The organism is Streptomyces sp. NPDC031132 (genome assembly GCF_055570595.1).
Map to the genome: position 1 here is coordinate 79,624 of NZ_JBVIGX010000010.1, position 23,609 is coordinate 103,232.

Consider the following 23,609-nt stretch of genomic DNA (forward strand, 5'->3'; position numbering starts at 1 on the left):
TCCCTCCAAGGGACGGACGATGAACGACGGTCAGTCTCGGGTGAGTTCGGCCTCGGCCTCCGCCAGCGCCGCGAACTCCTCCTCGGGCGCGGAGGCCACCAGGTGGTGCCGACTGTAGAGCGCGAAGTACGCGAGGGCGACGGCGTACACACCCAGTGCGATGAACGCCGCGTCCTTGTCCACCAGGAAGGTGGCGACGAGCGCCGACAGGGCGAGGACGAAGGCAACGGAGGAGGTGGCGATGCCGCCCGGCGTGCGGTACGGGCGCTCCAGGCCCGGCTCCCGCTTGCGGAGCACGATGTGGGAGAGGGCCATCAGCGCGTACGAGATGGTCGCGCCGAACACCGCGATGTTGAGCATGCGCGGGCCGTTCCCGGTGGCCGCGGCGAGCGCGAAGCCGATCGCGCCGGGGATGAGCAGGCCGAGGTACGGGGCCTTGCGCTTCGAGGTGAGCGAGAGGAAGCGCGGCAGGTAGCCGGCGCGGGAGAGGGCGAACAGCTGGCGCGAGCCGGCGTAGATGAGGGAGAAGAACGAGGCGACGAGCCCGGCCAGGCCCGCGTAGTTGACGAAGGTCTTCAGCCAGGAAAGGCCCGGGTTGCCTTCGAGGGCGACGACCAACGGGTTCCCGGCGTCCTTGAGGGCGTCGGCGCCGCGCGCGCCGGTCGAGGCCAGGAAGGTGATCAGCGCGAGCAGGACGAGGATGCCCATGGAGATCGACAGGGCCCGCGGCATGGAGCGCACCGGGTCCTTGGCCTCCTCGGCTGCCAGCGGTACGCCCTCGACGCCGAGGAAGAACCACATGCCGAAGGGGAACGCGGCCCAGATGCCGAGGACGCCCAGCGGCAGCCACGAGCTGGATCCGGCGGCGGTGGTGTCCACGGCGATGTCGTCGAGGTGGGAGGGATCGAACTCGGTGAAGGCGCCCAGCGCGAAGACGATCAGTGCGAGCACGGCGATCGCGGTGACGACGAGGGAGAAGCGCAGCGCCTCGCCGACGCCCCACAGGTGGATGCCGATGAAGATCGCGAAGCAGGCGAGGTAGACGGGCCAGCCCGACGTGAGGCCGAAGAGGTCGAGGGATTCGACGTAGTCGCCGATGAAGATGGCGATGGCGGCCGGGGCCAGGATGTACTCGATCAGGATCGCGGTGCCGGTGAGGAAGCCGCCCCAGGTGCCGAGCGCCCGGCGGGCGAAGCCGTAGCCGCCGCCGGCCGTCGGCAGGATCGCGGACAGTTCCGCGAGGGAGAAGACGAGGCAGGCGTACATCGCGCCCATCAGGGCGGTGGCGATGGCGAGTCCGCCGAAGCCGCCCTGGGCGAGGCCGACGTTCCAGCCGGAGAAGTCGCCGGAGACGACGTACGCGACGCCGAGGCCGGTCAGCAGGAGCCAGCCGGCGCTGCCGCGGCGGAGCGTACGGCGTTCCAGGTAACCGTCGCCGCCCTCGGGGGACGTGGTGGGTTCGGGTACGGCTGCGAGCCGTGCCTCGGTGTCGTCGGCCATGTGCGCTCCTGCCTAGGGCAATGGTTGTGGGGCGTACCTTTGCCGTAGCGGAGTGGAGAGCGCAAGACCCCTGCGTTAAACAAGGGTTACGAAAGCCTCACGGGCACCCCCTGCACCAGTCCCCTAGGCCAGAAACCCCCGCAGCAGCGCGGCCGTTCCGCAGCAGTGCTCGCGCATCACCTCGCGCGCCGCGTCCGCGTTCCGCTCCAGCACCGCCTCCACGAGCGCGGAGTGCTGCTGCTGCGAGTGCTCCAGGTTGCGCACCAGCAGCGGGATGCAGTCCAGCAGGTCGTTCACGGTGGCCCGGACGGCGGCGTACTGGGCCGTGAGGGTGGCGGATCCGGCGAGCTCGCACAGGGTGAGGTGGAAGAGGGTGTCCTGGCGGCGGTAGTCGGGCAGCGGTGCGTCATGGGTGGCGGTCAGCGCGCCGAGCAGCCGCTCGGCGCCCTCCTCGGCCAGCCCCTGGGAGGCGCACAGCCCGGCCGCGCCCACCTCCAGGACCTCGCGGAACCGCAGGACGTCCTCGATGTCCACGCCCACCACGCGCCGGCGCAGCTCGTCCTCGGTGCCGCCGACGGGGGTGTCGGGGCGGGGGAGCACAAAGGTTCCGCCGTACCGCCCCCGCCGGGCCTCCACCAGGCCCTGGTCCTGGAGCACCTTCAGCACCTCGCGCAGGGTGACCCGGCTGATCCCCATCCGCTCCGCCAGCTCCCGCTCGGGCGGCAGCCGCTCCCCGCCCGGCACCAGCCCCAGCCGGACCACCTGGAGGATCTGCTCCAGCGCCTCCTCGAAACCGTTGCCCGCCCGCACCTGCCGCAGCACCGGATTCAGCCGCGCGATCGCGCCGCCTTCGCTCGCCGTGTCGGTCATCTCGGCTCCTCCCCTTCCCAAGCAATGGTTCTATTCAATACCTTAGGCCTCCTCGGCTCACCGAAGGAGAGATTCCAGTGGTAGACCGCAAGCCGCCGCTCGCGCCCGAGGAGCTCCGCGCTCTCGTGGCCGGCGGCGAGATCGACACCGTGGTCCTGGCCTTCCCCGACATGCAGGGGCGGCTCCAGGGCAAGCGGTTCGCCGCACAGTTCTTCCTCGACGAGGTCCTCGCGCACGGCACCGAGGGCTGCAACTACCTCCTCGCCGTCGACACGGACATGAACACCGTCGACGGATACGAGATGTCCTCCTGGGACCGGGGCTACGGCGACTTCGCCATGCACCCCGACCTCGCGACCCTGCGCCGGATCCCCTGGAACCCGGGCAGCGCCTTCCTCCTCGCCGACCTCGCCTGGAACGACGGCTCGCCCGTGGTCGCCGCGCCCCGGCAGATCCTGCGCCGCCAGCTCGAGCGCCTCGCCGGGCACGGGTACACGGCCATGGTCGGCACCGAGCTGGAGTTCATGGTCTTCCAGGACACCTACGAGCAGGCCTGGAACGCCAATTACCGCGGCCTGACCCCCGCCAACCAGTACAACATCGACTACTCCGTCCTCGGGACCGGCCGCATCGAGCCCCTGCTGCGCCGGATCCGCAACGAGATGCAGGCCGCGGGCCTGACCGTCGAGTCCGCGAAGGGCGAGTGCAACCTCGGCCAGCACGAGATCGCCTTCCGCTACGACGAGGCGCTGACCACCTGCGACCAGCACGCCGTCTACAAGACCGGGGCGAAGGAGATCGCCTCCCAGGAAGGCGTCTCGCTCACCTTCATGGCCAAGTTCGACGAGCGCGAGGGCAACTCCTGCCATATCCACCTCTCGCTGGGCGACGCCGACGGGCACAACGCGATGGCCGGTGACGGCCCGGGCGGAATGTCACCGGTGATGCGGCACTTCCTGGCCGGACAGCTGGCCGCGCTGCGCGACTTCTCCCTTCTCTACGCCCCGAACGTCAATTCGTACAAGCGTTTCCGGCCGGGATCCTTCGCGCCGACCGCCGTCGCCTGGGGCGTGGACAACCGGACCTGTGCGCTCCGGGTCGTCGGACACGGCCGCTCCATGCGCTTCGAGAACCGCCTCCCCGGCGGGGACGTCAACCCGTACCTCGCCGTCGCCGGCCTGGTCGCGGCCGGGCTCTACGGCGTCGAGAACCGCCTCGAGCTGCCGGAGGCCTGCGCGGGCAACGCGTACACCGGCGACTTCGCGCACGTTCCCACCACCCTGCGCGAGGCCGCGGAGCTCTGGGAGAACAGCGAGATCGCCAAGGCCGCCTTCGGCCCCGAGGTGGTCGCCCACTACCGCAACATGGCGCGCGTCGAACTGGACGCGTACGACTCCGCGGTCACCGACTGGGAACTGCGCCGCTCCTTCGAGCGCCTGTAGCCACCCGCGCGACGCAGGCCACGGCGCGCCAAGCACGCCACCGAACCGAGAATCTGTGAGGCACCACGTGTCCGATGTGCTGGCCCCCGACAATCTGACAGTGTTGAATCCGGCCACCGAGGAAATCGTCGCCATCGTCCCGGCCGCCACACGGGACGATGTCGACGCCGCCGTCGCCCGGGCTGCCGCGGCCCAGCGCGGCTGGGCGGCGGCCGCCCCCGCCGACCGGGCCCGGCTGCTGCGCCGCTTCGCCGCGGTCGTCGACGGGCACATCGAGGAACTGGCCCAGCTGGAGGTCCGCGAGGCCGGGCACACCGTCGGCAACGCCCGCTGGGAAGCCGGCAACGTCCGTGACCTGCTCGAATTCGCCGCCGGCGGAGTGGAACGGCTCTCCGGCCGCCAGATCCCCGTCGCCGGCGGCATCGACGTCACCTTCCTCGAACCCCTCGGCGTCATCGGCGTGATCGCCCCGTGGAACTTCCCCATGCCCATCGCCGCCTGGGGCCTGGCCCCGGCCCTGGCCGCGGGCAACGCCGTCCTCCTCAAGCCCGCCGAGACCACCCCGCTCACCGCGCTGCGCCTCGCCGAACTCGCCCTCGAAGCCGGGATCCCCGAACACCTCTTCCAGGTGCTCCCCGGCCGCGGGACGGTCGCCGGAGACGCGCTCGTCGAGCACCCGGGCGTCGCGAAGATCGTCTTCACGGGATCCACCCCGGTCGGCAAGCAGATCATGGCCAAGTGCGCCGACCGGGTGAAGCGGGTCACCCTCGAGCTCGGCGGCAAGAGCCCCAACATTGTCTTCGCCGACGCGGACCTGGAGGCGGCCGCCGCCGCAGCGCCGATGGCCTTCCTCGACAACACCGGCCAGGACTGTTGCGCCCGCACGCGGATCCTCGTCCAGCGCTCCGCCTACGACCGGTTCCTGGAGCTGCTCGCCCCCGGGATCGAGGGCGTCCGCGTCGGCGACCCCGCCGACGAGAAGACCCAGATGGGGCCGCTGATCTCCCGCGTGCAGCTGGACCGCGTCCGGTCGTACGTCACCGACGACCTCACCGCGATCCGCGGCACCGCCCCCGAGGGCCCCGGCTTCTGGTACCCGCCGACCCTCGTCACGGACGTCGCCCCCACCGCGCCCGTGGCGGCGGACGAGGTCTTCGGCCCGGTCGCCGTCGTCCTCCCCTTCGAGGACGAGGAGGACGCCGTACGGCTGGCCAACGCGACCGAGTTCGGGCTCTCCGGCTCCCTCTGGACCCGCGACATCGGCCGCGCGCTGCGCGTCTCGCGCGCGGTCGCCGCGGGCAACCTGTCCGTCAACTCCCACAGCAGCGTCCGCTACTGGACCCCTTTCGGCGGCTACAAGCAGTCCGGACTCGGCCGCGAGCTCGGACCCGACGCCCTCACCGCATTCACCGAGACCAAGAACGTCTTCATCAGCACGGAGGCCTGAGCACACCATGACCACTTCTGACACCGAGATCGTCTGCCGCCGCCTGGTCGGCCGTACCGCCGTCGTCACCGGAGCAGGCAGCGGCATCGGCCTCGCCACCGCCCGCCGCCTAGCCTCCGAGGGCGCCCACGTGGTCTGCGCCGACATCGACGAGACGGCCGGCAAGGCCGCCGCCGAGGAGGTGAACGGCCTGTTCGTGAAGGTCGACGTCACCAGCCCCGAGGAGGTCGAGGCCCTCTTCAAGACCGCCTTCGAAACCTACGGCTCCGTCGACATCGCCTTCAACAACGCGGGCATCTCGCCCCCGGACGACGACTCGATCCTCACCACCGGCCTCGAGGCCTGGAAGCGCGTCCAGGACGTCAACCTCACCTCCGTGTACCTGTGCTGCAAGGCCGCCCTGCCCTACATGCAGCGCCAGGGCCGCGGCTCGATCATCAACACCGCGTCCTTCGTCGCCATCATGGGCGCCGCGACCTCGCAGATCTCGTACACCGCCTCCAAGGGCGGCGTACTCGCCATGTCCCGCGAGCTCGGCGTGCAGTTCGCCCGCGAGGGCATCCGCGTCAACGCCCTGTGTCCGGGGCCGGTCAACACCCCGCTGCTGCAGGAGCTGTTCGCCAAGGACCCGGAGCGGGCGGCCCGCCGTCTCGTGCACATCCCGCTGGGCCGGTTCGCCGAGCCCACCGAGATCGCCGCCGCCGTGGCCTTCCTCGCCAGCGACGACTCCTCGTTCATCAACGCCACCGACTTCCTGGTCGACGGCGGCATCTCGGGCGCGTACGTGACGCCGCTGTAGGCAAGCCGAAGCGAACCGCATCCCCCGACAGCCGGGCGTCGTACGACGCCCGGCTGTTCCACGCTCCGATGACCTCGCACGATTCCGGAAAGAAGGAGTGTTCACCCCAGTGACCCCACGTAGCACGGCACGACGGCTCCAGGCCGTCGGCGCCGCCGTAGCGATCGCCGCCGGCACCCTCGTCGCCACCGCCCCCGCCGCCCAGGCGGCCCACTGCACCACCCCGCAGCTCGCGGCCGGCTGGTACGGGGACAACCGGGCCCGGCTCCAGCAGCTGATCGACGCGTACGGGAAGTGCAACCCGTACCGGCCGAGCCGCACCAAGCCCGTCGCCGTCTTCGACTGGGACAACACCGTCGTCAAGAACGACGTCGGCGACGCCACCATGTACTGGCTGCTGCGGAACGGCAAGATCCGCCGGCCGGCCGCCGGGGACTGGACCGCCACCAGCCGCTACCTCACCCCGGCCGCCGCCCGGGCCCTCGCCGACGCGTGCGGCGCCCTCGCCCGCCCCGGCGCCCCGCTGCCCACCGGCACCCCCGAGGGTGCCGGCTGCGCCGACGAACTCGCCGCCGTCTACGGCACCGCCGCGACCCGCTCGGGCGCCGCCGCCTTCGCCGGCTGGGACCACCGCACCATCGAGCCCGCGTACGCCTGGCTGCCCCAGCTGATGCAGGGCTGGACCGCACGCGAGGTCCGCGGCTTCGCGGCCGCCGCGCAGGCCGAGAACCTGGCCGCGCCGGTCGGCGCCGAGCAGCAGGTCGGCACCGGTACCGCCACCGGCTGGGTCCGCTACTACGACCAGCAGAAGGACCTCATAGCCGGCCTGCAGGAGGCCGGCTTCGACGTCTGGATCAGCTCGGCCTCGCCGCAGCCGGTCGTCGAGGTGTGGGCCGGGGGCGTCGGGGTCGACGCGGACCACGTCATCGGCATCCGCAACACGACCGCGTCCGGGGGGAAGTTCACCGCGCACCTGCAGGGCTGCGGATCGGTGAAGGACGGCGCCGACACGATGATCACGTACATCGACGGCAAGCGCTGCTGGATCAACAAGGAGGTCTTCGGCGTCCGCGGCGCGGCCGCCGAGAAGGTCCAGCCGGCCGCGCGCCGCCAGGTGTTCGCCGCGGGCGACTCCGACACCGACGTCTCGTTCCTGCGGGACGCGACCGCGCTGCGGCTGGTCGTGAACCGGAACAAGAACGAGCTGATGTGCCGTGCGTACGACAACAGCGACGGCAAGTGGATCGTGAACCCGATGTTCATCGGGCCGAAGAAGCAGAAGAGCGCGCCGTACCCGTGCTCGACCTCCGGCTACGTCGACCACGACGGCACGGCGGGCCCCGTCCGCCGGGGTGACACGAGCGTCATCCCGGACCAGACGGACTCCGTCTTCTCGTTCCGGTAGTCCCGGCCGGCTAGGGGGTGTCGTCAAAGTAGCGCCGGCCAGACGGGACTTCGACGACACCCCCTAGAGGAAGGTGCGCCCCTCGCCCCGGTACGTCGGGACGGTGGCGGTCACCCGGTCGCCCTCGATCAGGTGCAACGCGTCGAAGCGCTCGCACAGTTCCCCGGCCTTCGCGTGCCGGAACCAGACCCGGTCGCCGATCAGCAGATCGTCGGCCGGGCTGCCGAGCAGCGGGGTCTGCACCTCGCCTGCCCCCTCCTGGGGGTCGTAGCGCAGGCCCTGCGGCAGGTACGGCTCCGGGAGCCGGTCCGCGCCGGCCGCGCCGGAGGCGGGGTAGCCGCCGCCGAGTACGGTGACCACGCCGACGCCGGGCCTGCGGACCACCGGCTGGGCGAAGAGCGCGGCGGGGCGACCGCGGAAGGACGTGTAGTTGTCGAAGAGCCGCGGTACGTAGAGCCCCGAGCCGGCGGCGATCTCCGTGACGGCGTCCTCGGCGGCGGTCTGCTGGACGCTGCCGGTGCCGCCGCCGTTGACGAACTCCAGGTCCGGGACGACCGCGCGGACGGCCCGTACGGCTTCGGCGCGACGGGCCGCGAGCTCCTTGCGGGCGGCGGCCTGCATGAGCCGGATGGCCCGGGAGCGCAGCGGGCGCCCCGCAAGGACGTCGCCGACGCCGGCGACGTGGCCCTCGTAGCCCATGATCCCGACGACGCGGAAGCCGGGCCGGGCGCAGACCGTACGGGCGAGGTCCGCGAGCGCGGCGGGATCGCGGAGCGGGGAGCGCCGGGCGCCGACGCGGACCCGACCGCCGAACAGGTGGAGCGCGGTGTCGAGTTCGAGGCAGACGCGGATCTCGTGCGTGCCGGCGCCGTCCCGGGAGTGGTCGATCAGCTCCAACTGGGCAGGGTCGTCGACCATGACGGTGACGGCCGCGGCCAGCTTGGGGTCGCCCGCGAGCTCGGCGAACCCGGCGCGGTCGGCGGACGGATAGGCCAGCAGCACGTCCTCGAACCCCGACCGGGCCAGCCAGATCGACTCGGCGAGGGTGTACGACATGATCCCGGCGAACCCGGGCCGGGCGAGGACCCGTTCGAGGAGCGCGCGGCAGCGGACGGACTTGCTGGCGACGCGGATCGGCTTGCCGCCGGCGCGGCGGACGAGATCGTCCGCGTTGGCGTCGAACGCGGCGAGATCGACGATGGCCAGGGGCGCGTCGAGATGCGCGGTGGCCCGGTCGTACCGGGCCCTGTCTCCACCGGCGGGAAGATTCATGGCGGCAGCCTGCCAGATGGTTTTACCGGTGGGTAGGGGTGTGCGTCCGAGGCCTGCGGCGCGCTCCCGGGCCCGGGCGCCCGGGCCCCATGCTCGCGGGGCCGAGTCCCCGGGCCCCGCAGCCCCTCCGGACCCGCCGGCCCCATCCCGCCCCGCCGGCGCTTGAGGCGCGGGGGTCCGGGCCGGCCCGCACAACGGCGCCGCACGCGCGCTCCTGGGCCGCTGCGCGGGGCCGTCCCCTGTCCGCCCCTTCCACCGTTCCCCGGGCTCCGCCCGGACCCGCGCCTCAATCGCCGGCGAGACTCAAAGACGTCGGACCCGCCCGGGCCTCGGGCCGCGGGTCTCGGCGGAGCCGGGCGGTGGCGTGGGCGGGACGCAGTCGTCAGCGGCCGGGGGGCGCGGGGGTGGCGCGGGTCAGGGACAGGAGGTCGCGGGCCGGGCCCGCCGGTCTGGCTCCCACCGGCCAGACCGCCCGCAGCGCCCGCCCCAGCGCCGCCCCCGACACCGGGACCTCGACCAGCCGCCGCGCGGCCAGCTCGTCCCCCAGCGCCAGTTCCGACAGCACGCACGGTCCCGCCCCGCTCACCGCCGCCGCCTTCACCGCCGTCGTCGACGCCAGCTCCAGCAGTGGTTCCGCCAGCCCCCCGCTCCCGGCCAGCGCAGCGTCCAGCACCTGCCGCGTCCCCGACCCCCACTCCCGCAGGATCAGCGGGGTCGCCGCCAGCTCCACCGCCTCGACCCCCCGCGTGCGGCGCGCCCACGGGTGCCCCGGGGCCACCGCCACCACCAGCCGGTCCTGCGCGATCACCGCCGAGTCCAGCCCCTCCGGCACCGACAGCCCCTCCACGAAGCCCAGGTCCGCCTCGTGCGCGAGGACCCGTTCCGCGACCACCGCCGAGTTCCCCGCGTGCAGCGACACCGCGGTCCCCGGCCGCTGCCCCCGCAGCGCGATCAGCCACCCCGGCAGCAGGTACTCCGCGATCGTCATGCTGGCGGCCACCCGCAGCCGCGAGTCGCGCCGCCCGCGCAGCGCCTGCGCCCCGGCGTCGAACGCCTCCGCCGCCTCCACCACCCGCCGGGCCCAGTCCGTGACGAGCGCCCCCTCCGCCGTCAGGGTCGACCCCCGCGGCGAACGGTCCACCAGCGCCACGCCCAGCCGGGTCTCCATCGCCCGGATCCGGCTGCTCGCGGCGGGCTGGGTGATGCCCATGCGCTTGGCCGCGCCGCTCAGGCTGCCGACCCGCGCCACCGCGAGCAGCAGTTCCAGCGCTCCCAGGTCCGGTACCCGGTGTGCCAGCGGAACCCACTCCTCGTTACCCATAAAGTCAGTTTATGACCTCATAGAGAGATGCCCTCTGCCGTCCGGCGGGCCCCGCGACGACGCTGGGGCCATGGCCACCACCCTCGTGCGACCCCACGAACACCCTTCCCGGACCTCCCAGGCCCACAAGGCCTTCCCGGCGCTCCGTCACCTCGGCCCCAACTGGTACGCGTCCGTCATGGGCACGGCGATCGTCGCCAACGCCGGCGCGACCCTCCCGTACCAGGTGCCCGGCCAGCGCGTGGCCTGCCAGATCATCTGGGCGCTGTCCGCCGCGGCCCTCGCCCTCCTGCTCACCGCCCGGGCCGGCCACTGGCTCCACCACCGCGACCAGGCCCGCGCCCATCTCCTCGACCCCGCCGTGGCCCCGTTCTACGGCTGCCTCGCGATGGCCCTGCTGGCCGTCGGCGGCGGCACCCTGATCGTCGGCAAGGACCTCGTCGGAGAGCCCGCCGCCGTGGCCGTCGACGCCGTGCTGTTCACCGCTGGTACCGCGATCGGCCTGCTCATGGCGGTGGCGGTGCCCTACCTGATGGTGGTCCGCCACAAGGTCGAGGCCGCACAGGCCACCCCCGTATGGCTGCTGCCCCTCGTCGCCCCCATGGTCTCCGCCGCCGTGGGCCCCCTGCTGATACCCCACCTGCCGGCCGGCCAGCCCCGCGAGGCGCTCCTGCTGGCCTGCTACGCCATGTTCGGCATCAGCCTGCTGGCCACGCTGCTGATGCTGCCCCTGGTCTTCGGCCGGCTGATCACGAGCGGCCCGCTGCCCCTGTTGCTGACCCCCACCCTGTTCCTGGTGCTGGGCCCCCTCGGCCAGTCCACCACCGCGGTCAACCAGCTCGCCGACATGGCCCCCCGGGCGATCGGCGCCCCCTACGCCGGTGCGCTCGGCGCCTTCGCGGTCGTCTACGGGGTGCCCGTGATGGGGTTCGCCCTGCTGTGGCTGGCCCTCGCCGCCGCGATGCTGGTCCGGGCCGCCCGTAACGGCATGGGCTTCGCGATGAACTGGTGGGCGCTGACCTTCCCCGTCGGCACCTGCGTCACCGGCGCCGCCGGCCTGGCCCGCCACACCGGCCTGACCGCGTTCGCCTGGCTCGCGGCCGCCCTGTTCCTGGCCCTGGTGACCGCCTGGCTCCTGGCCGGCGCCCACACCCTGCGCGGCCTGTTCACGGGCACCCTGCTGCCCCGCCAGGGGGTGTCGTCGAAGTAGCGTCGCCCCCCGTGAGGCCGACCCGGGGGCACCTCCCGGCGGTAGCCGGGAGAGGGACTTCGACGACACCCCCGCGACACCCCCTACAAGGCGCCCCGCAGCGCCTCCGCCAGCAGGGCCGGGGCCTCGGCCAGCGAGGGGCCGTACCAGGTGAGGTGGCGGCCGCTGACCAGGGCGGACGGGCGGGCCGGGAAGGCTTCCGGGCCGTCCTCGCGCGTGAAGCGGTACGGCTCGTCGGGGAGCACCACCAGATCGCAGTCGGCGGCCGCCAGCTCCTCCACCGGCACCCGCGGATACCGCTCGCCGTGGCCCGCGTAGATGTTGCGCACGCCGAGGCGCGCCAGCAGATCGCCCGCGAAGGTGTCCCGGCCGAGCACCATCCAGGGCCGCCGCCACACCGGTACGAAGGCCCTGAGCGGGCCGGCCGGCTCCACCCGCGCCCATGCCGCCTCGGCCTCGTCCAGCCACTGCGGCCTCGCCAGTCCCAGGGCCCCCACCAGCACCCGGTCCAGCTCGGACAGCGCCTGCGGCAGCTCCCGTACCTCGGTGACGAGCACCTCCACCCCGGCCGCGCGCAGCGCCGCCAGGTCGGGGGCCCGGTTCTCCTCCTCGTTGGCGATCACCAGGTCCGGGCGCAGCGCCGTGATCCGCTCCACGTCGGGGTTCTTGGTACCCCCGACGCGCACCGCGCCCCGCTCCGCGAGGTCCGCGGGGTGGGTGCACCAGTCGGTGACCCCGACGAGCAGCCCGGGAGCGCTCACCGCGACCGCCTCGGTCAGCGAGGGCACCAGCGAGACGACCCGCATCCGGATCAGCGCCCGGGCGAGGGCGGCTCGGAGGTCGCGTGGATGTGCTCCCCGACCGCCACCACCAGGAGCCGGGTGTCCTCGGAGACGGCCCGCCAGCGGTGGCGTACCCCGCCGGACAGGAACAGCGCGTCCCCGCTCTCCAGCCGGTACGCCCGCCCCTCGGCCTCCACCTGGCAGGCGCCCGAGACCACGTACATCAGCTCGTCGTTGCGGTGCTGGTACTCGCGGCCGGCGTCCTGGTCCCCGGTGAACTCCAGCGCGTGCAGCTGGTGGTGTCCGCGTACGAGGGGACGCACGCCCGGGACCGGGGTGAGCCCGGAGTCGTCGCCGGCCCGTACGAGGTCGACCGTGCGCGCGGTGTCGGACGCGGCCAGCAGCTCGACGGCCGTGGTCTCCAGCGCGTCCGCGACCCGCTCGAGGGACCGCATGCTGGGCCGGGCCCGCTCGTTCTCTATCTGGCTCAGGAAGGGCACCGACAGGCCGCTGCGCGCCGATACGGCGGCGAGGGTGAGGTTCAGCGCCCGGCGCCGCTTGCGCACGGCCACTCCCACCCGGAGCGGTTCCTTGGCGTCCTTGTCCCGTTCCTTGTCGTCCGAGCCGTCCCTGTCGTCCATGGCGGGGCTGCCCTCCCCTAGTCTGGTCCGTCGGCGTACATCGGCGTCCGTCGCACATCGGTGTGCTGTAAGCACCTTACGCAGCAACCGCCCCCGGTTTCGCGTGCAAGAGCCCACCAAGGTACGCCCCGGGTGAAACTCCCGTGCCACGTCCGATCGCTCTTTCGGCCACTTTCCGTCCTCCCGGCCGTAACCGTCCGCCGCGGGCGCGCGGGAGGGTTGCGGCATCATCGTCACCGTGACGACGACTCGACGCCTGATGCTGCTGGACACCGCCTCCCTCTACTTCCGCGCGTACTTCGGCGTGCCGGACTCCGTGAAGGCCCCGGACGGCACCCCGGTCAACGCGGTGCGCGGGCTGCTCGACTTCATCGGGCGCCTGGTCCAGGACCACCGCCCGGACGATCTCGTGGCGTGCATGGACGCCGACTGGCGCCCGCACTGGCGGGTGGAGCTGATCCCCTCCTACAAGGCCCACCGGGTCGCAGAGGAGACCGAGTCCGGACCGGACGTGGAGGAGACCCCGGACACCCTGGCCCCGCAGGTGCCGATCATCGAGGCGGCGCTGGACGCGTTCGGGATCGCCCGGGTGGGCGTCGCCGGGTACGAGGCCGACGACGTGATCGGAACGCTCACGGCGCGCGCCACCGGCCCGGTGGACATCGTCACCGGCGACCGGGACCTGTACCAGCTGGTGGACGACGCCCGGCAGCGGCGCGTGCTGTACCCGCTCAAGGGGGTGGGCACGCTGCAGGTGACGGACGAGGCGTGGCTGCGCGAGAAGTACGGGGTGGACGGCCCCGGGTACGCCGACCTGGCCCTGCTGCGCGGGGACCCGAGCGACGGGCTGCCCGGGGTCCCGGGGATCGGCGAGAAGACGGCGGCGAAGCTGCTCGACGCGTACGGCACGCTGGCCGGGATCATCGCCGCGATCGACGACCCGAAGTCGAAGCTGACCCCCGCCCAGCGCAAGCGGCTTGACGAATCCCGGCCCTATCTGGCGGTGGCTCCGAAGGTGGTCCAGGTGGCCTCTGACGTCCCCCTTCCTGTGTTCGACCCGGCTCTGCCGGCAGTGCCCGCGCAGCCGGAACTCGTCGACGCGTTGGCGCGCAGGTGGGGTCTAGGCGGAGCGGTGTCGCGCCTCAGCAGCGCGCTGCGCCCTTGAGGTGATAACTTAGGTAATCCTAAGTTTCAGGGGAGCAAGGGGATACGCCGTGGCAGAAGGACGCGCCCGCAAGATCGGCACTGCAGTCGTCGTGCGTACGGAGCGGCTGACGCCGCACATGGTGCGCGTGGTGCTGGGCGGTGCCGGACTGGTCCGATTCAGTGCGGGCGAGTTCACCGACCATTACATCAAGCTGCTGTTCGCGCCCGAGGGTGTCACCTACCCCTCGCCGTGGGACCTGGACCGGATCCGCGCGGAGTACGCGCGGGAGGCGTGGCCGCGCCAGCGTGCGTACACGATCCGGTCCTGGGACCCTGCGCACCTGGAGCTGACGCTCGACTTCGTCGTCCACGGCGACGAGGGCCTGGCCGGCCCCTGGGCGGCGCGCGCCCAACCGGGCGAGCTGGTCCGTTTCCTCGGCCCGGGCGGCGCCTACGCCCCCGACCCGGCGGCCGACTGGCACCTGCTGGTGGGCGACGAGAGCGCGCTGCCGGCGATCGGGGCCGCGATGGATCGGATGCCGGTGGGCGCGCGGGTGCACGCGCTCGTGGAGGTCGAGGGCCCGGGGGACGAACAGAAGATCGCCACCCCCGACGGCATCGTCCCGGTCTGGCTCCACCGGGGGACCCGTCCGATCGGCGAGGCCCTGGTCGAGGCGGTCAGGGCCCTCGAGTTCCCCTCCCGCGACGTCCACGCCTTCGTCCACGGCGAGGCCGGTTTCGTGAAGGACCTGCGCCGCCACCTCCGGCTGGAGCGGGGCGTGCCGAAGGAACGCCTGTCGATCTCCGGCTACTGGCGGCTCGGCGAGACGGACGAGGGCTGGCGCGCGATCAAGGGCGACTGGAACGCGAAGGTCCTGGCCGAACAGGAGTCGGCGGCCTGACCGAACGGCAAAGTGGCCTGGCCGGACGGCAAAGCGGCCTGGCCGAACGGCAAAGCGGCCTGGCGGGACGGCGAAGAGGCGGGGTCACCCGTTCGGCGGGACAATGACGCCATGCATACGCTCCGCGTGCTCGGCGCAGCAGGAGCCGCCGTCGTGTTCGCCGCGACCGGCGTGACCGGCGCTGCCGCCGCCCCCAGCCCGCCGCCCGCGCCGAAGCCCCAGATCACGGACGCGGAAGTGGACGCCGCGCTCAAGCGCCTGCCCGGGTTCGTCACCAGCGCCATGCGCAGCACCGGGGTCCCCGGTGCCGCCGTCGCCGTCGTCCACGACGACAAGGTCGTCTATCTCAAGGGCTTCGGCGTCCGCCGCACCGACGCGCCCGGCGCCATCGGCCCCGACACCGTCTTCCAGATCGCCTCCCTCTCCAAGCCGATCTCGTCCACCGTCGTGGCCGGCACCCTCAAGAACCCCGCCGACTGGGACCGCCGCACCGAGCTCCCCGGCTTCGCGCTGAAGGACCCCTGGGTCACCGACCACGTCACCACCGCCGACCTCTTCTCCCACCGCAGCGGCCTCCCCGACCACGCCGGGGACCTCCTCGAAGACCTCGGCTACGACCAGGCGTACATCCTCGACCACCTCCGCATGGAGCCCCTCTCCCCCTTCCGCGCGAGCTACGCCTACACCAACTTCGGCCTCACCGCGGCCGCCGAGGCCGTCGCCCGGCAGCACGGCACCAGCTGGCAGAAGCTGGCCGACGACACCCTCTTCAAGCCCGCCGGGATGACGCACACCAGCACCGAGTTCTCGGCCTTCATCAACGCCCCCGACCGCGCCGCCACCCACGTCAAGAACCCTGACGGCACCTGGTCGCCCCGCTTCGTACGCGACCCGGACGCCCAGGCCCCGGCCGGCGGCGTGAGCTCCACCGCCACCGACATGGCCCGCTGGCTGCGGCTCCAGCTGGCCGGCGGCACCCTCGACGGGAAGCGGATCGTCCCCGCCGACACCCTCGCCACCACCCACCTGCCGCAGATCCTGTCGCAGGCGCCGACCCCGCCCCTGGACCACACCGGCTTCTACGGCCTCGGCTGGAACGTCTCGTACGACGACGCCGGCCGGCTGCGCCTCAGCCACACCGGCGCCTTCGAGCTCGGCGCCAACACCAACGTCACGATGCTCCCGTTGGAGAAGCTCGGCATCATCGTCCTCACCAACGGCGCCCCGGTCGGCGTCGCCGACGCCATCGCCGAGGACTTCTTCGACACCGCCGAGCACGGCGGGCCGACCACCGACTGGCTCCCCCTCTTCGCCGAGCTGTACGCCCAGGCCCTCGACACCGGCCGCTCCACCACCGACTACGCGCATCCGCCCGCGGGCGCGAAGCCGGCTCGCGCCGACAGCGCGTACACCGGGACCTACGACAACCCGTACTACGGCAAGCTGACCGTGACGGCTGACGGCAGCGGCGGTCTCACCCTCGCCCTCGGCCCGAAGCCGATGCGCTTCCCGCTCACCCACTACGACGGAGACACCTTCAGCTACGTGACCGCCGGCGAGAACGCCGTCGGCCGCACCGGGGTGGTCTTCAAGGACGGCACGGTCCGCATCGAGTACCTCGACGCCACCCACCTGGGCACCTTCACCAAGCAGTAGCCCGTCCGCATAGCCTGGAGCCGATGAGACGCAGAGCCCAGGCACCCCCCTCGCCCCTCCCCCAGGTCGCCGGCATCGACCCGGTCCGGCTGCGGCTGCCCGCCGACCCCGACGGGCGGTGGCCCGACCTCGGCGGCTACCTGGCCGCGCGCTACGCCGGCACCCGCGGCGCCGAGTCCATCGCGCACCTGCTGCGCGCCGGACGGGTGTTCGGCCCCGGCGGGCGCGTGCTGCGACCGGAGGACCCGTACGAGCCCGGCGCCTACGTCTGGTTCCACCGGGACATGCAACCGGAGCCGCCCGTCCCGTTCCCGATCCGCGTCGTCCACCGGGACGCGCACCTGCTGGTCGTGGACAAGCCGCACTTCCTGGCGACCACCCCGCGCGGCAGCCACGTCACGCAGACCGCACTGGCCCGGCTCCGCGCCGAGCTCGACCTGCCCGAGCTCAGCCCTGCGCACCGGCTGGACCGGCTGACCGCCGGACTGGTGATGTTCAGCATCCGCCCCGAGGACCGCGGCGCGTACCAGCTGCTGTTCCAGGAACGGCAGGTCCACAAGGAGTACGAGGCCCTCGCCCGCCACGATCCGGCGGTCGTCCTCCCGCGCACGGTCCGCAGCCACATCGAGAAGATCCGCGGGGTCATGGCCGCGGCCGAGATCGCGGGCGCCGAACCGAACGCCGAGAGCCTGGTCGAACTCCTCGGCACCAAAGGGGAACTGGGCCGCTACCGGCTGACCCCGCACACCGGCCGCACCCACCAGCTGCGGGTGCACATGAACGGCCTGGGCCTGCCGATCCTCGGCGACCCGGTCTACCCGCAGGTCACCGACCCGGCGCCGGACGACTACCGTCGGCCCCTGCAACTCCTGGCCCGCACCGTGTCGTTCACCGACCCGGTGACCGGCACCCCGCGCCGCTTCGAGAGCGGGCTGTCCCTACGGGCCTGGGAAGACCTCTTGGGCTGGGAAACCGGAACCTAGGGGACGGTGAACAGCTCGGCCGCCGCGCACAGGAGTTCCTCGCGCGGCGACCGGCCGCCCGCCGGCCGCGGCCGTACGACACGCGGCCGGCCGACCCGTCTCGGCCCTTCGGCCGTTCCCCCGGTCATGGGCGATCGTCGCACAGGACACCGCCGAAGCGATCATGGCAAGAGATGAGATCCGACCATGACCGCGTTCGGAGGAAGCTCCAAAAGCGCCTAGCCGACCGAGCTGTACGCCACTACACCCCGAAGCAGCGCGTCCACGGCCTTGCGGGCATTGCGCGCGACCGTGCTCCCGCCCTGCGAGGAGGGGGGAGCGGACGACGCCGGAGCCGCGGCCGCGATCTGCCCCAGCACGTCGATGACCTGCTTGCACCAGCGCACGAAGTCACCGGCCGGCATCTCCGCCTCGCGCAGCACCTCGTCCAGGCTCTTGTCGGAGGCCCACTGGTACGCCGCCCACGCGAAGCCCAGGTCCGGCTCGCGCTGGCCCACGCCCTCCGCCTGGTTGATGCGGTGCTCCTCCTCCAGCGCGTCGAGCCGGCCCCAGATCCGGACCATCTCGCCCAGCGCGGCCTTCGCCGCGCCGCCCGGCACCTTCGGCGCCACGGCGTCGTCGGACTGCCGCGCCTCGAACACCAACGCCGATACACAGGCGGCCAGTTCGGCCGGGCTCAGGCCTTCCCAGACCCCGGCGCGCAGGCACTCGGACGCCAGCAGGTCGAGCTCCCCGTACAGGCGGGCGAGCCGCTTGCCGTGCACGGTGACCTCGTCCTCGCGCAGGTAGTCCAGCTCGGTGAGCAGCGCGTGGATCCGGTCGAAGGTGCGGGCAATGGTGTTCGTCCGGCCCTCGATACGGCGTTCCAGCTGCTGGGTGTCCCGCTTGAGCCGGTGGTAGCGCTCCGCCCAGCGGGCGTGGTCCTCGCGCTCGTCGCAGCCGTGGCAGGGGTGCGCCCGCAGCTCGGCGCGCAGCCGGGTGATCTCGCGGTCGTCGGCGGCGGCGGCCCGGCCGCGGCCCCGGCGCTCCGGCGCGATGTGCCCGGCCTTGGCCCGCAGTTGGGACGCCAGGTCCCGGCGGGACTGCGGAGAGCGCGCATTGAACGTCTTGGGGATCCGCATCCGCTCGACGGCCTCGACCGGGACCGGGAAGTCGATCGCGGCGAGCCGCTTGACCTGCCGCTCCGCGGTCAGCACCAGCGGCCGCGGGCCCTCTGCGTACTCGTACCCGCGGTGCCCGTTGACCCGCCCGGCCGGCACGCCCGGGTCCAGGACCAGCGCGAGCCCGGCGAACTTGCCCGTCGGCACGTGGATGATGTCGCCCGGCTTGAGCTTCTCCAGCGAACTCGCCGCCTGCACCCGGCGCTGGGCCGCGCCCTGCTTGGCCAGGTCCGTCTCGCGGTCCTTGAGGTCGCGGCGCAGCTGCGCGTACTCCTCGAAGTTCCCGAGGTGGCAGGTCATGCCCTCCCGGTAGCCGTCCAGGCCCTCCTCGTTGCGCTGCACCTGCCGGGAGATCCCGACGACCGAGCGGTCGGCTTGGAACTGCGCGAACGAGGTCTCCAGCAGCTCGCGCGAACGGTGCCGCCCGAACTGGCTGACCAGGTTCACGGCCATGTTGTACGAGGGCTTGAAGCTGGAGCGCAGCGGATACGTACGGGTACCGGCGAGCCCGGCGAGCCCCGCCGGGTCCATGCCCCGCTGCCACAGCACCACCGCGTGGCCCTCGACGTCGATGCCGCGCCGCCCGGCCCGACCGGTGAGCTGCGTGTACTCGCCGGGGGTGATGTCGGCGTGCTGCTCGCCGTTCCACTTGACCAGCTTCTCCAGGATCACCGTGCGCGCGGGCATGTTGATGCCCAGCGCCAGGGTCTCGGTGGCGAAGACGGCCTTGACCAGGCCGCGGACGAACAGCTCCTCCACGACCTCCTTGAACGTGGGCAGCATGCCGGCGTGGTGCGCGGCGATGCCCCGCTCCAGGCCTTCCAGCCACTCGTAGTACCCCAGGACGTGCAGGTCCTCGGTGGGGATGGACGCGGTCCGCTCCTCGACGATCTCGCGCACCTTCAGGCGGGCCGTGTCGTCGTTGAGCCGCAGGCCCGCGAACAGGCACTGCTGGACGGCGGCCTCGCAGCCGGCCCGGCTGAAGATGAAGTTGATGGCGGGCAGCAGCCCGTCGCCGTCGAGGCGGGCGATGACCTCCGGGCGGCTCGGGGTCCAGATCCGGCCGCGGGAACGCCGCTCGCGCTCGCGGTCGGCCTCGCGGACCATCTTGCCGCGCCGCCGGTCCTTCGGGCTGTACGTGCGGGTGTTCTCCTCGCGCGCCATGCGCAGCAGGTCGGGGTTGACCTCGCGGCGCGCGGAGCCGCGGCCTCCGTGGTCGGACTCCTCCTCGAAGAGGTCGTAGATCCGGCGGCCGGCCATGACGTGCTGCCACAGCGGGACGGGCCGCTCCTCGGAGACGATCACCTCGGTGTCGCCGCGCACGGTGTCGAGCCAGTCGCCGAACTCCTCGGCGTTGGACACGGTGGCCGAGAGGGACACCAAGGTCACCGACTCGGGGAGGTGGATGATCACTTCCTCCCAGACGGCTCCGCGGAACCGGTCGGAGAGGTAGTGCACCTCGTCCATCACGACGTACCCGAGGCCGAGCAGCGACTGCGAGCCCGCGTAGAGCATGTTGCGGAGCACCTCGGTGGTCATCACGACCACGGGCGCCTCGGAGTTGACGCTGTTGTCGCCGGTCAGCAGGCCCACCTTGGCGGCGCCGTAGCGCTTGACGAGGTCGGCGTACTTCTGGTTCGACAGGGCCTTGATGGGCGTCGTGTAGAAGCACTTGCGGCCCTGTTGCAGGGCCAGGTGCACGGCGAACTCGCCGACGATCGTCTTGCCCGAGCCGGTGGGGGCTGCGACCAGCACGCCCTTGCCGGCCTCCAGTGCCTTGCAGGCGTCGACCTGGTACGGGTCCAGGTCGAATTCGTACATCTCGCGGAAGGGGGCCAGGGCAGAGGCCTCTTCGGCGGCGCGGATCCGGGCAGCGGCGTACCGCTCGGCGGGTGAGAGTTCTTCGGTCATCTTGTTCTCGAGCCTACCCGCCGCCCCTGACAACAGTCGCGATCATTTATACGGACCGCACAGCCGCCGCTACGACAGCAGCCGCAGGGCCCCCGGGACGCAGTCGGCGCTCACCGGCAGCGGTCCCAGCGGCTCGCCGTCGGCGTACCCGGTGATCCCGGCGGCCTCCAGCGTGACCTTCGCGGCCCGGTGGACGGTCACCTTCGGGTGGCCGAGGTGCGTCCCCTTGTAGACCTGCGGGAACACCTTCAGCAGGGTGGCCCGGCTGCAGTCGCCGACGACCACGACGTCGAAGAGCCCGTCGTCCGGTACGGCGTCCGCACAGATGCGCATGCCGCCGCCGTACGAGGAGCTGTTCCCGACGGCCACCAGCGTGGCCTCGGTCTCGATCACCGGACCGTCGTCGAGGGTGATCCGGTACGGGAAGGGCCGGAAGGCGGCCAGCTCCGCGAGGATCGCCAGGTCGTACTTGAACCGGCCCGCCGGGAGCCGCATCCGGTTGCCGCGGTCGTTGACCCGCGAATCGAAGCCGGAGCACAGCACGGTCCCGTACCAGGTCTCCCGCCGGCCCGGGGTCCCCGCCACCCGCCCGAGGTCGACCTCGCGGATCCGGCCCTCCTTGAGCGCCTCGGCGGCCAGCCGCCCCGCCTGCGCGGGCTCCCGTACGGGCAGTCCCATGGCCCGCGCGAAGTCGTTCCCGGTCCCCACCGCGACCACCCCGAGCGGTACCAGCGTCCCGGCCAGCGCCTGCAGGGCCAGCGAGACCACGCCGTCGCCGCCGACGGCGATCACCGCTCCGGTGCCCTCGCGCACGGCGGTGCGCAGCCGGGCCAGGGCGTCCCGGGCATCGGCGCCGAGGACCGTCCGTACGGAGAATCCGGCGGCCCGGAGCGCAGAAGCGGCCGGCTGCGCGGCGTGCGCGCCCCGGCCGCGTCCCGCGGTGGGATTGACGAGGAGGGTGATCTCAGCGCTCACCCGGGGCAATGTACCTGTCAGGTCGCGTCGTCGTAACCGTTGATCTGCCTGCGGCCGCCGTCGGCCTGCTCGGGCAGCGCGGTCGGGGCCTGGACGGACTCCAGCTCACCGATCGGCGCGGGCGTGAGGTCGAGCTCGGCCGCCTCGTCGTCGTCGAGGAGCGCGTCGGGGTTGTTGCGGCCCCGCCTGCGGTCGTTGAGCAGGCAGATCGCGAGGGCGACGAAATAGAGGGCGACGATCGGCGCGGCCAGCGACAGCATGGTCAGCGGGTCGCCGGTGGGCGTGGCGAACGCGGCGAAGATCGTGATGCCCAGCACCATGGCCCGCCACCAGCTCGCCAGCCGCTTCGCGGTGAGGACCCCGGTGAAGTTCAGCAGGATCAGGAGCAGCGGCAGCTCGAAGGCGAGGCCGAAGACGACGACCATGCGCGTGACCAGGTCGAGGTAGTCGTCGACCGGGAGCAGGTTGCGCGCGTTGTCGGGGGTGAACTCGAGGAGGATCTGCGCGGTCTTCGGCAGGAGCTTGTACGCGAGTACCGCACCGGCGCCGAACAGCGGAGCGCCGACGGCGACGAAGGCCGTCGCGTAGCGCTTCTCGTGCCGGTGCAGGCCGGGGGCGACGAAGGACCAGAGCTGGTAGAGCCACACCGGCGCCGAAAGCACCACACCGGCGGTGAGCGAGACCTTGAGGGCGATCGAGAACGGGGCGATGAGGCCGTTCACGGTCATGTCGGCGCAGGGCCGGCCGTTGCGCTGCGAGACCACCCCGCCGGTGCAGCCGACGGAGTCCAGCATCGGCTTCAGCATGAAGTCGATGAGGTTCTTGTAGTAGAAAGCCGCCACGGCGGTGATCACGAGGATCGCCAGGACCGACTTCAGCAGGCGGTTTCTCAGCTCACGCAGGTGCTCGACAAGAGGCATCCGCCCTTCGGCGTCCTTCTCCTGCTTGCTTTGCTTCTCCTGCTTGCGGGCAGACTTGAGCAACCCACGTCCCTTGTCTCGTTGCAGATGACCGGCGTGATCGCGGCCGCGGACCGGCAGCCCGGCGGCCGGACGGTCAGCCCTGGGTGGTGTGGTTCGGCTCGCTGACGGGCCGCGAGCCGGTCACGTCGCCGGGAGCGGCCTTGATGGTACGCGGGGCGGTCGCCTGCTGCGGGGTCTGGTCGGCGACCGTCGCGGCGGTGCCGGAGTCGTCGCCGGCGCCGTCGTTCTTCATGGCCTTGGCCTCGCTCTTGAGGATGCGGGCCGACTTGCCGAGGGAGCGGGCCATCTCGGGGAGCTTCTTCGCACCGAACAGAAGCACGATGACAGCGATGATCAGAAGGATCTCGAGGGGCTTCATATTGCCGATCATGTGTGTCTTCCTTCTCACCGAAACGGCTGGTTGTGGTGTCGGCGGCCGCGGATCGTGGTCCGTGACCGCTCAGGCAAGGATCGTAACCCCCGGGGGTTAACGCCCGGCAATCCCCGGGGGTACCACGCCTTGCGTGCGGCTGCGACCGACGGTACGGGGCCCGTGCAGCACTTTCCAGAGACCTGCGGGACGCGATCCTGCGGTTCGTGCCGGTTTCACGGCCGGGCGGCGCCACCGGCACGTGCCAGGTCGCTCGCCGCCCGCTCCAGGTCCCCCGAGGCGTCCGTGATCCGCCGGCTGGCCAGCTCGACCTGGCCGGCCAGCCGCCGCACCTCCACGAAGACCCGTACGGCGAGGACGGCGAGAACGGCGAGCCCGAGGAAACCCAGGGCGATTGCGAGCATCGGCCACAGCATGGGGTCGAGCCTAGGCCACCGGCCGCCTCAGATGCTGCGCAGGGTGCTCACGCCGCCACCGGTCAGCAGTTCCACGATGCGCTCGCCGGCCGGCTTCCTCACGGAGGCCCCGCACTCGGGACAGGTGAACGAGTAGAACGTGGTCCGCCGACTGCCGCCGATCACCAGTCGCAGGGACCCCGCGTCCAGCTCGAAGCGGGCGCGGCAGTCGGAACAGGCCGCCTTGAAGGAGACCGGTCCGACCGTGACCGACCGCCCCGGCGATCCTGCGGCAGCTCGCACACCCCGTGGCCCAGACATTGGCGACATCGCTCGGCGCTCCCCTCAGACCATTCGTTCCAGACGGCACAGCTTGCAGACGGCACAGCTCCCGTACGGCACGGCCCCGCACCCGCGGGGCCCCGCCGCCTCCCCTTGC

Annotated in this window: 22 protein-coding genes; 9 read left to right on the plus strand and 13 right to left on the minus strand. The window is 72.4% G+C overall.

All coding sequences use genetic code 11. The annotated features are described in order from the left end of the window. Positions 1 to 30: 30 nt before the first annotated feature. Positions 31 to 1,500, minus strand: a complete 1,470-nt coding sequence (gene eat, locus ACZ49B_RS17370; protein ID WP_468306357.1) for an ethanolamine permease — start codon at positions 1,498 to 1,500, stop codon at positions 31 to 33. Between the two features lie 123 nt (positions 1,501 to 1,623). After that, positions 1,624 to 2,370: an FCD domain-containing protein gene (locus ACZ49B_RS17375; protein ID WP_267000335.1), complete on the minus strand. Its 747-nt coding sequence runs from the start codon at positions 2,368 to 2,370 to the stop codon at positions 1,624 to 1,626. Between the two features lie 77 nt (positions 2,371 to 2,447). On the opposite strand from ACZ49B_RS17375, the gene ACZ49B_RS17380 reads away from it, so the two are divergent. The 4 genes from ACZ49B_RS17380 (at position 2,448) to ACZ49B_RS17395 (ending at position 7,463) form a co-directional block, all read left to right on the plus strand. Continuing rightward, complete coding sequence (locus tag ACZ49B_RS17380) at positions 2,448 to 3,812, plus strand: glutamine synthetase family protein (RefSeq protein WP_468306359.1); 1,365 nt, start codon at positions 2,448 to 2,450, stop codon at positions 3,810 to 3,812. 100 nt (positions 3,813 to 3,912) lie between these two features. Beyond that, complete coding sequence (locus ACZ49B_RS17385; RefSeq protein ID WP_468306362.1) at positions 3,913 to 5,259, plus strand: aldehyde dehydrogenase family protein; 1,347 nt, start codon at positions 3,913 to 3,915, stop codon at positions 5,257 to 5,259. A 7-nt stretch (positions 5,260 to 5,266) separates the two neighbouring features. After that, the gene (locus ACZ49B_RS17390; RefSeq protein ID WP_468306363.1) at positions 5,267 to 6,058 is read left to right on the plus strand and encodes a 3-oxoacyl-ACP reductase; all 792 of its coding nucleotides are present in this window, start codon (positions 5,267 to 5,269) and stop codon (positions 6,056 to 6,058) included. A 109-nt stretch (positions 6,059 to 6,167) separates the two neighbouring features. Continuing rightward, positions 6,168 to 7,463, plus strand: coding sequence for a haloacid dehalogenase-like hydrolase (locus ACZ49B_RS17395; protein WP_468306366.1), 1,296 nt, complete (start codon positions 6,168 to 6,170; stop codon positions 7,461 to 7,463). A 63-nt stretch (positions 7,464 to 7,526) separates the two neighbouring features. Here the strand turns inward: ACZ49B_RS17395 and ACZ49B_RS17400 are convergent, their stop codons facing one another. Continuing rightward, on the minus strand, positions 7,527 to 8,735 hold the full coding sequence (locus tag ACZ49B_RS17400) for an amino acid deaminase/aldolase (protein WP_468306368.1): 1,209 nt from the start codon (positions 8,733 to 8,735) through the stop codon (positions 7,527 to 7,529). Between the two features lie 382 nt (positions 8,736 to 9,117). Further along, complete coding sequence (locus ACZ49B_RS17405; protein ID WP_468306370.1) at positions 9,118 to 10,056, minus strand: LysR family transcriptional regulator; 939 nt, start codon at positions 10,054 to 10,056, stop codon at positions 9,118 to 9,120. Positions 10,057 to 10,234: 178 nt separating this feature from the next. Between ACZ49B_RS17405 and ACZ49B_RS17410 the strand changes: the two genes are divergently transcribed. Continuing rightward, entirely contained in the window at positions 10,235 to 11,266 is a 1,032-nt protein-coding gene (locus tag ACZ49B_RS17410; protein ID WP_468306736.1) for a TDT family transporter, read from the plus strand. Positions 11,267 to 11,349: 83 nt separating this feature from the next. On the opposite strand, the gene ACZ49B_RS17415 is transcribed toward ACZ49B_RS17410, so the two are convergent. Together ACZ49B_RS17415 and ACZ49B_RS17420 are read right to left on the minus strand one after the other, a co-directional pair. After that, positions 11,350 to 12,072: a helical backbone metal receptor gene (locus ACZ49B_RS17415; RefSeq protein ID WP_468306373.1), complete on the minus strand. Its 723-nt coding sequence runs from the start codon at positions 12,070 to 12,072 to the stop codon at positions 11,350 to 11,352. A gap of 5 nt (positions 12,073 to 12,077) precedes the next feature. Next, positions 12,078 to 12,689 (minus strand): helix-turn-helix domain-containing protein, encoded by a 612-nt coding sequence (locus ACZ49B_RS17420; RefSeq protein WP_468306376.1) that lies wholly within the window; start codon positions 12,687 to 12,689, stop codon positions 12,078 to 12,080. Between the two features lie 259 nt (positions 12,690 to 12,948). On the opposite strand from ACZ49B_RS17420, the gene ACZ49B_RS17425 reads away from it, so the two are divergent. The 4 genes from ACZ49B_RS17425 (at position 12,949) to ACZ49B_RS17440 (ending at position 17,376) form a co-directional block, all read left to right on the plus strand. Further along, entirely contained in the window at positions 12,949 to 13,854 is a 906-nt protein-coding gene (locus ACZ49B_RS17425; protein WP_468306739.1) for a 5'-3' exonuclease, read from the plus strand. 49 nt (positions 13,855 to 13,903) lie between these two features. Next, a complete protein-coding gene (locus tag ACZ49B_RS17430; RefSeq protein ID WP_468306378.1) occupies positions 13,904 to 14,737 on the plus strand; it encodes a siderophore-interacting protein in 834 nt (277 codons plus the stop codon). A gap of 111 nt (positions 14,738 to 14,848) precedes the next feature. Beyond that, the gene (locus tag ACZ49B_RS17435) at positions 14,849 to 16,393 is read left to right on the plus strand and encodes a serine hydrolase (protein ID WP_468306381.1); all 1,545 of its coding nucleotides are present in this window, start codon (positions 14,849 to 14,851) and stop codon (positions 16,391 to 16,393) included. Positions 16,394 to 16,416: 23 nt separating this feature from the next. Beyond that, positions 16,417 to 17,376, plus strand: coding sequence for an RluA family pseudouridine synthase (locus ACZ49B_RS17440; RefSeq protein ID WP_468306384.1), 960 nt, complete (start codon positions 16,417 to 16,419; stop codon positions 17,374 to 17,376). Here ACZ49B_RS17440 and ACZ49B_RS17445 read toward each other — a convergent pair. The 7 genes from ACZ49B_RS17445 to ACZ49B_RS17475 form a co-directional block, all read right to left on the minus strand. Next, positions 17,373 to 17,504 (minus strand): hypothetical protein, encoded by a 132-nt coding sequence (locus ACZ49B_RS17445; protein ID WP_468306387.1) that lies wholly within the window; start codon positions 17,502 to 17,504, stop codon positions 17,373 to 17,375. The two genes, ACZ49B_RS17440 and ACZ49B_RS17445, sit on opposite strands and share 4 nt — an antisense overlap. A gap of 90 nt (positions 17,505 to 17,594) precedes the next feature. Next, complete coding sequence (locus ACZ49B_RS17450; protein WP_468306390.1) at positions 17,595 to 20,447, minus strand: DEAD/DEAH box helicase; 2,853 nt, start codon at positions 20,445 to 20,447, stop codon at positions 17,595 to 17,597. 69 nt (positions 20,448 to 20,516) lie between these two features. Next, positions 20,517 to 21,422, minus strand: a complete 906-nt coding sequence (locus ACZ49B_RS17455) for a diacylglycerol kinase (RefSeq protein WP_468306393.1) — start codon at positions 21,420 to 21,422, stop codon at positions 20,517 to 20,519. 17 nt (positions 21,423 to 21,439) lie between these two features. After that, complete coding sequence (gene tatC / locus ACZ49B_RS17460) at positions 21,440 to 22,405, minus strand: twin-arginine translocase subunit TatC (protein ID WP_468306395.1); 966 nt, start codon at positions 22,403 to 22,405, stop codon at positions 21,440 to 21,442. A gap of 73 nt (positions 22,406 to 22,478) precedes the next feature. Then, positions 22,479 to 22,775 (minus strand): Sec-independent protein translocase subunit TatA, encoded by a 297-nt coding sequence (gene tatA / locus ACZ49B_RS17465; protein WP_468306398.1) that lies wholly within the window; start codon positions 22,773 to 22,775, stop codon positions 22,479 to 22,481. 215 nt (positions 22,776 to 22,990) lie between these two features. Further along, complete coding sequence (locus ACZ49B_RS17470) at positions 22,991 to 23,191, minus strand: hypothetical protein (protein WP_468306401.1); 201 nt, start codon at positions 23,189 to 23,191, stop codon at positions 22,991 to 22,993. A gap of 27 nt (positions 23,192 to 23,218) precedes the next feature. Then, positions 23,219 to 23,491, minus strand: coding sequence for a hypothetical protein (locus tag ACZ49B_RS17475; protein WP_468306403.1), 273 nt, complete (start codon positions 23,489 to 23,491; stop codon positions 23,219 to 23,221). Positions 23,492 to 23,609: the final 118 nt, after the last annotated feature.

Coding starts and splice junctions, on each gene's coding strand:
- eat (WP_468306357.1), bottom strand. CDS start 1,500: ATGGCCGACGACACCGAGGCACGGCTCGCAGCCGTACCCGAACCCACC.
- ACZ49B_RS17440 (WP_468306384.1), top strand. CDS start 16,417: ATGAGACGCAGAGCCCAGGCACCCCCCTCGCCCCTCCCCCAGGTCGCC.
- ACZ49B_RS17375 (WP_267000335.1), bottom strand. CDS start 2,370: ATGACCGACACGGCGAGCGAAGGCGGCGCGATCGCGCGGCTGAATCCG.
- ACZ49B_RS17410 (WP_468306736.1), top strand. CDS start 10,235: ATGGGCACGGCGATCGTCGCCAACGCCGGCGCGACCCTCCCGTACCAG.
- ACZ49B_RS17470 (WP_468306401.1), bottom strand. CDS start 23,191: ATGCTGTGGCCGATGCTCGCAATCGCCCTGGGTTTCCTCGGGCTCGCC.
- ACZ49B_RS17415 (WP_468306373.1), bottom strand. CDS start 12,072: ATGCGGGTCGTCTCGCTGGTGCCCTCGCTGACCGAGGCGGTCGCGGTG.
- ACZ49B_RS17425 (WP_468306739.1), top strand. CDS start 12,949: ATGCTGCTGGACACCGCCTCCCTCTACTTCCGCGCGTACTTCGGCGTG.
- ACZ49B_RS17475 (WP_468306403.1), bottom strand. CDS start 23,491: ATGTCTGGGCCACGGGGTGTGCGAGCTGCCGCAGGATCGCCGGGGCGG.
- ACZ49B_RS17405 (WP_468306370.1), bottom strand. CDS start 10,056: ATGGGTAACGAGGAGTGGGTTCCGCTGGCACACCGGGTACCGGACCTG.
- ACZ49B_RS17450 (WP_468306390.1), bottom strand. CDS start 20,447: ATGACCGAAGAACTCTCACCCGCCGAGCGGTACGCCGCTGCCCGGATC.
- ACZ49B_RS17420 (WP_468306376.1), bottom strand. CDS start 12,689: ATGGACGACAGGGACGGCTCGGACGACAAGGAACGGGACAAGGACGCC.
- ACZ49B_RS17435 (WP_468306381.1), top strand. CDS start 14,849: ATGCATACGCTCCGCGTGCTCGGCGCAGCAGGAGCCGCCGTCGTGTTC.
- ACZ49B_RS17390 (WP_468306363.1), top strand. CDS start 5,267: ATGACCACTTCTGACACCGAGATCGTCTGCCGCCGCCTGGTCGGCCGT.
- ACZ49B_RS17400 (WP_468306368.1), bottom strand. CDS start 8,735: ATGAATCTTCCCGCCGGTGGAGACAGGGCCCGGTACGACCGGGCCACC.
- tatA (WP_468306398.1), bottom strand. CDS start 22,775: ATGATCGGCAATATGAAGCCCCTCGAGATCCTTCTGATCATCGCTGTC.
- ACZ49B_RS17445 (WP_468306387.1), bottom strand. CDS start 17,504: ATGACCGGGGGAACGGCCGAAGGGCCGAGACGGGTCGGCCGGCCGCGT.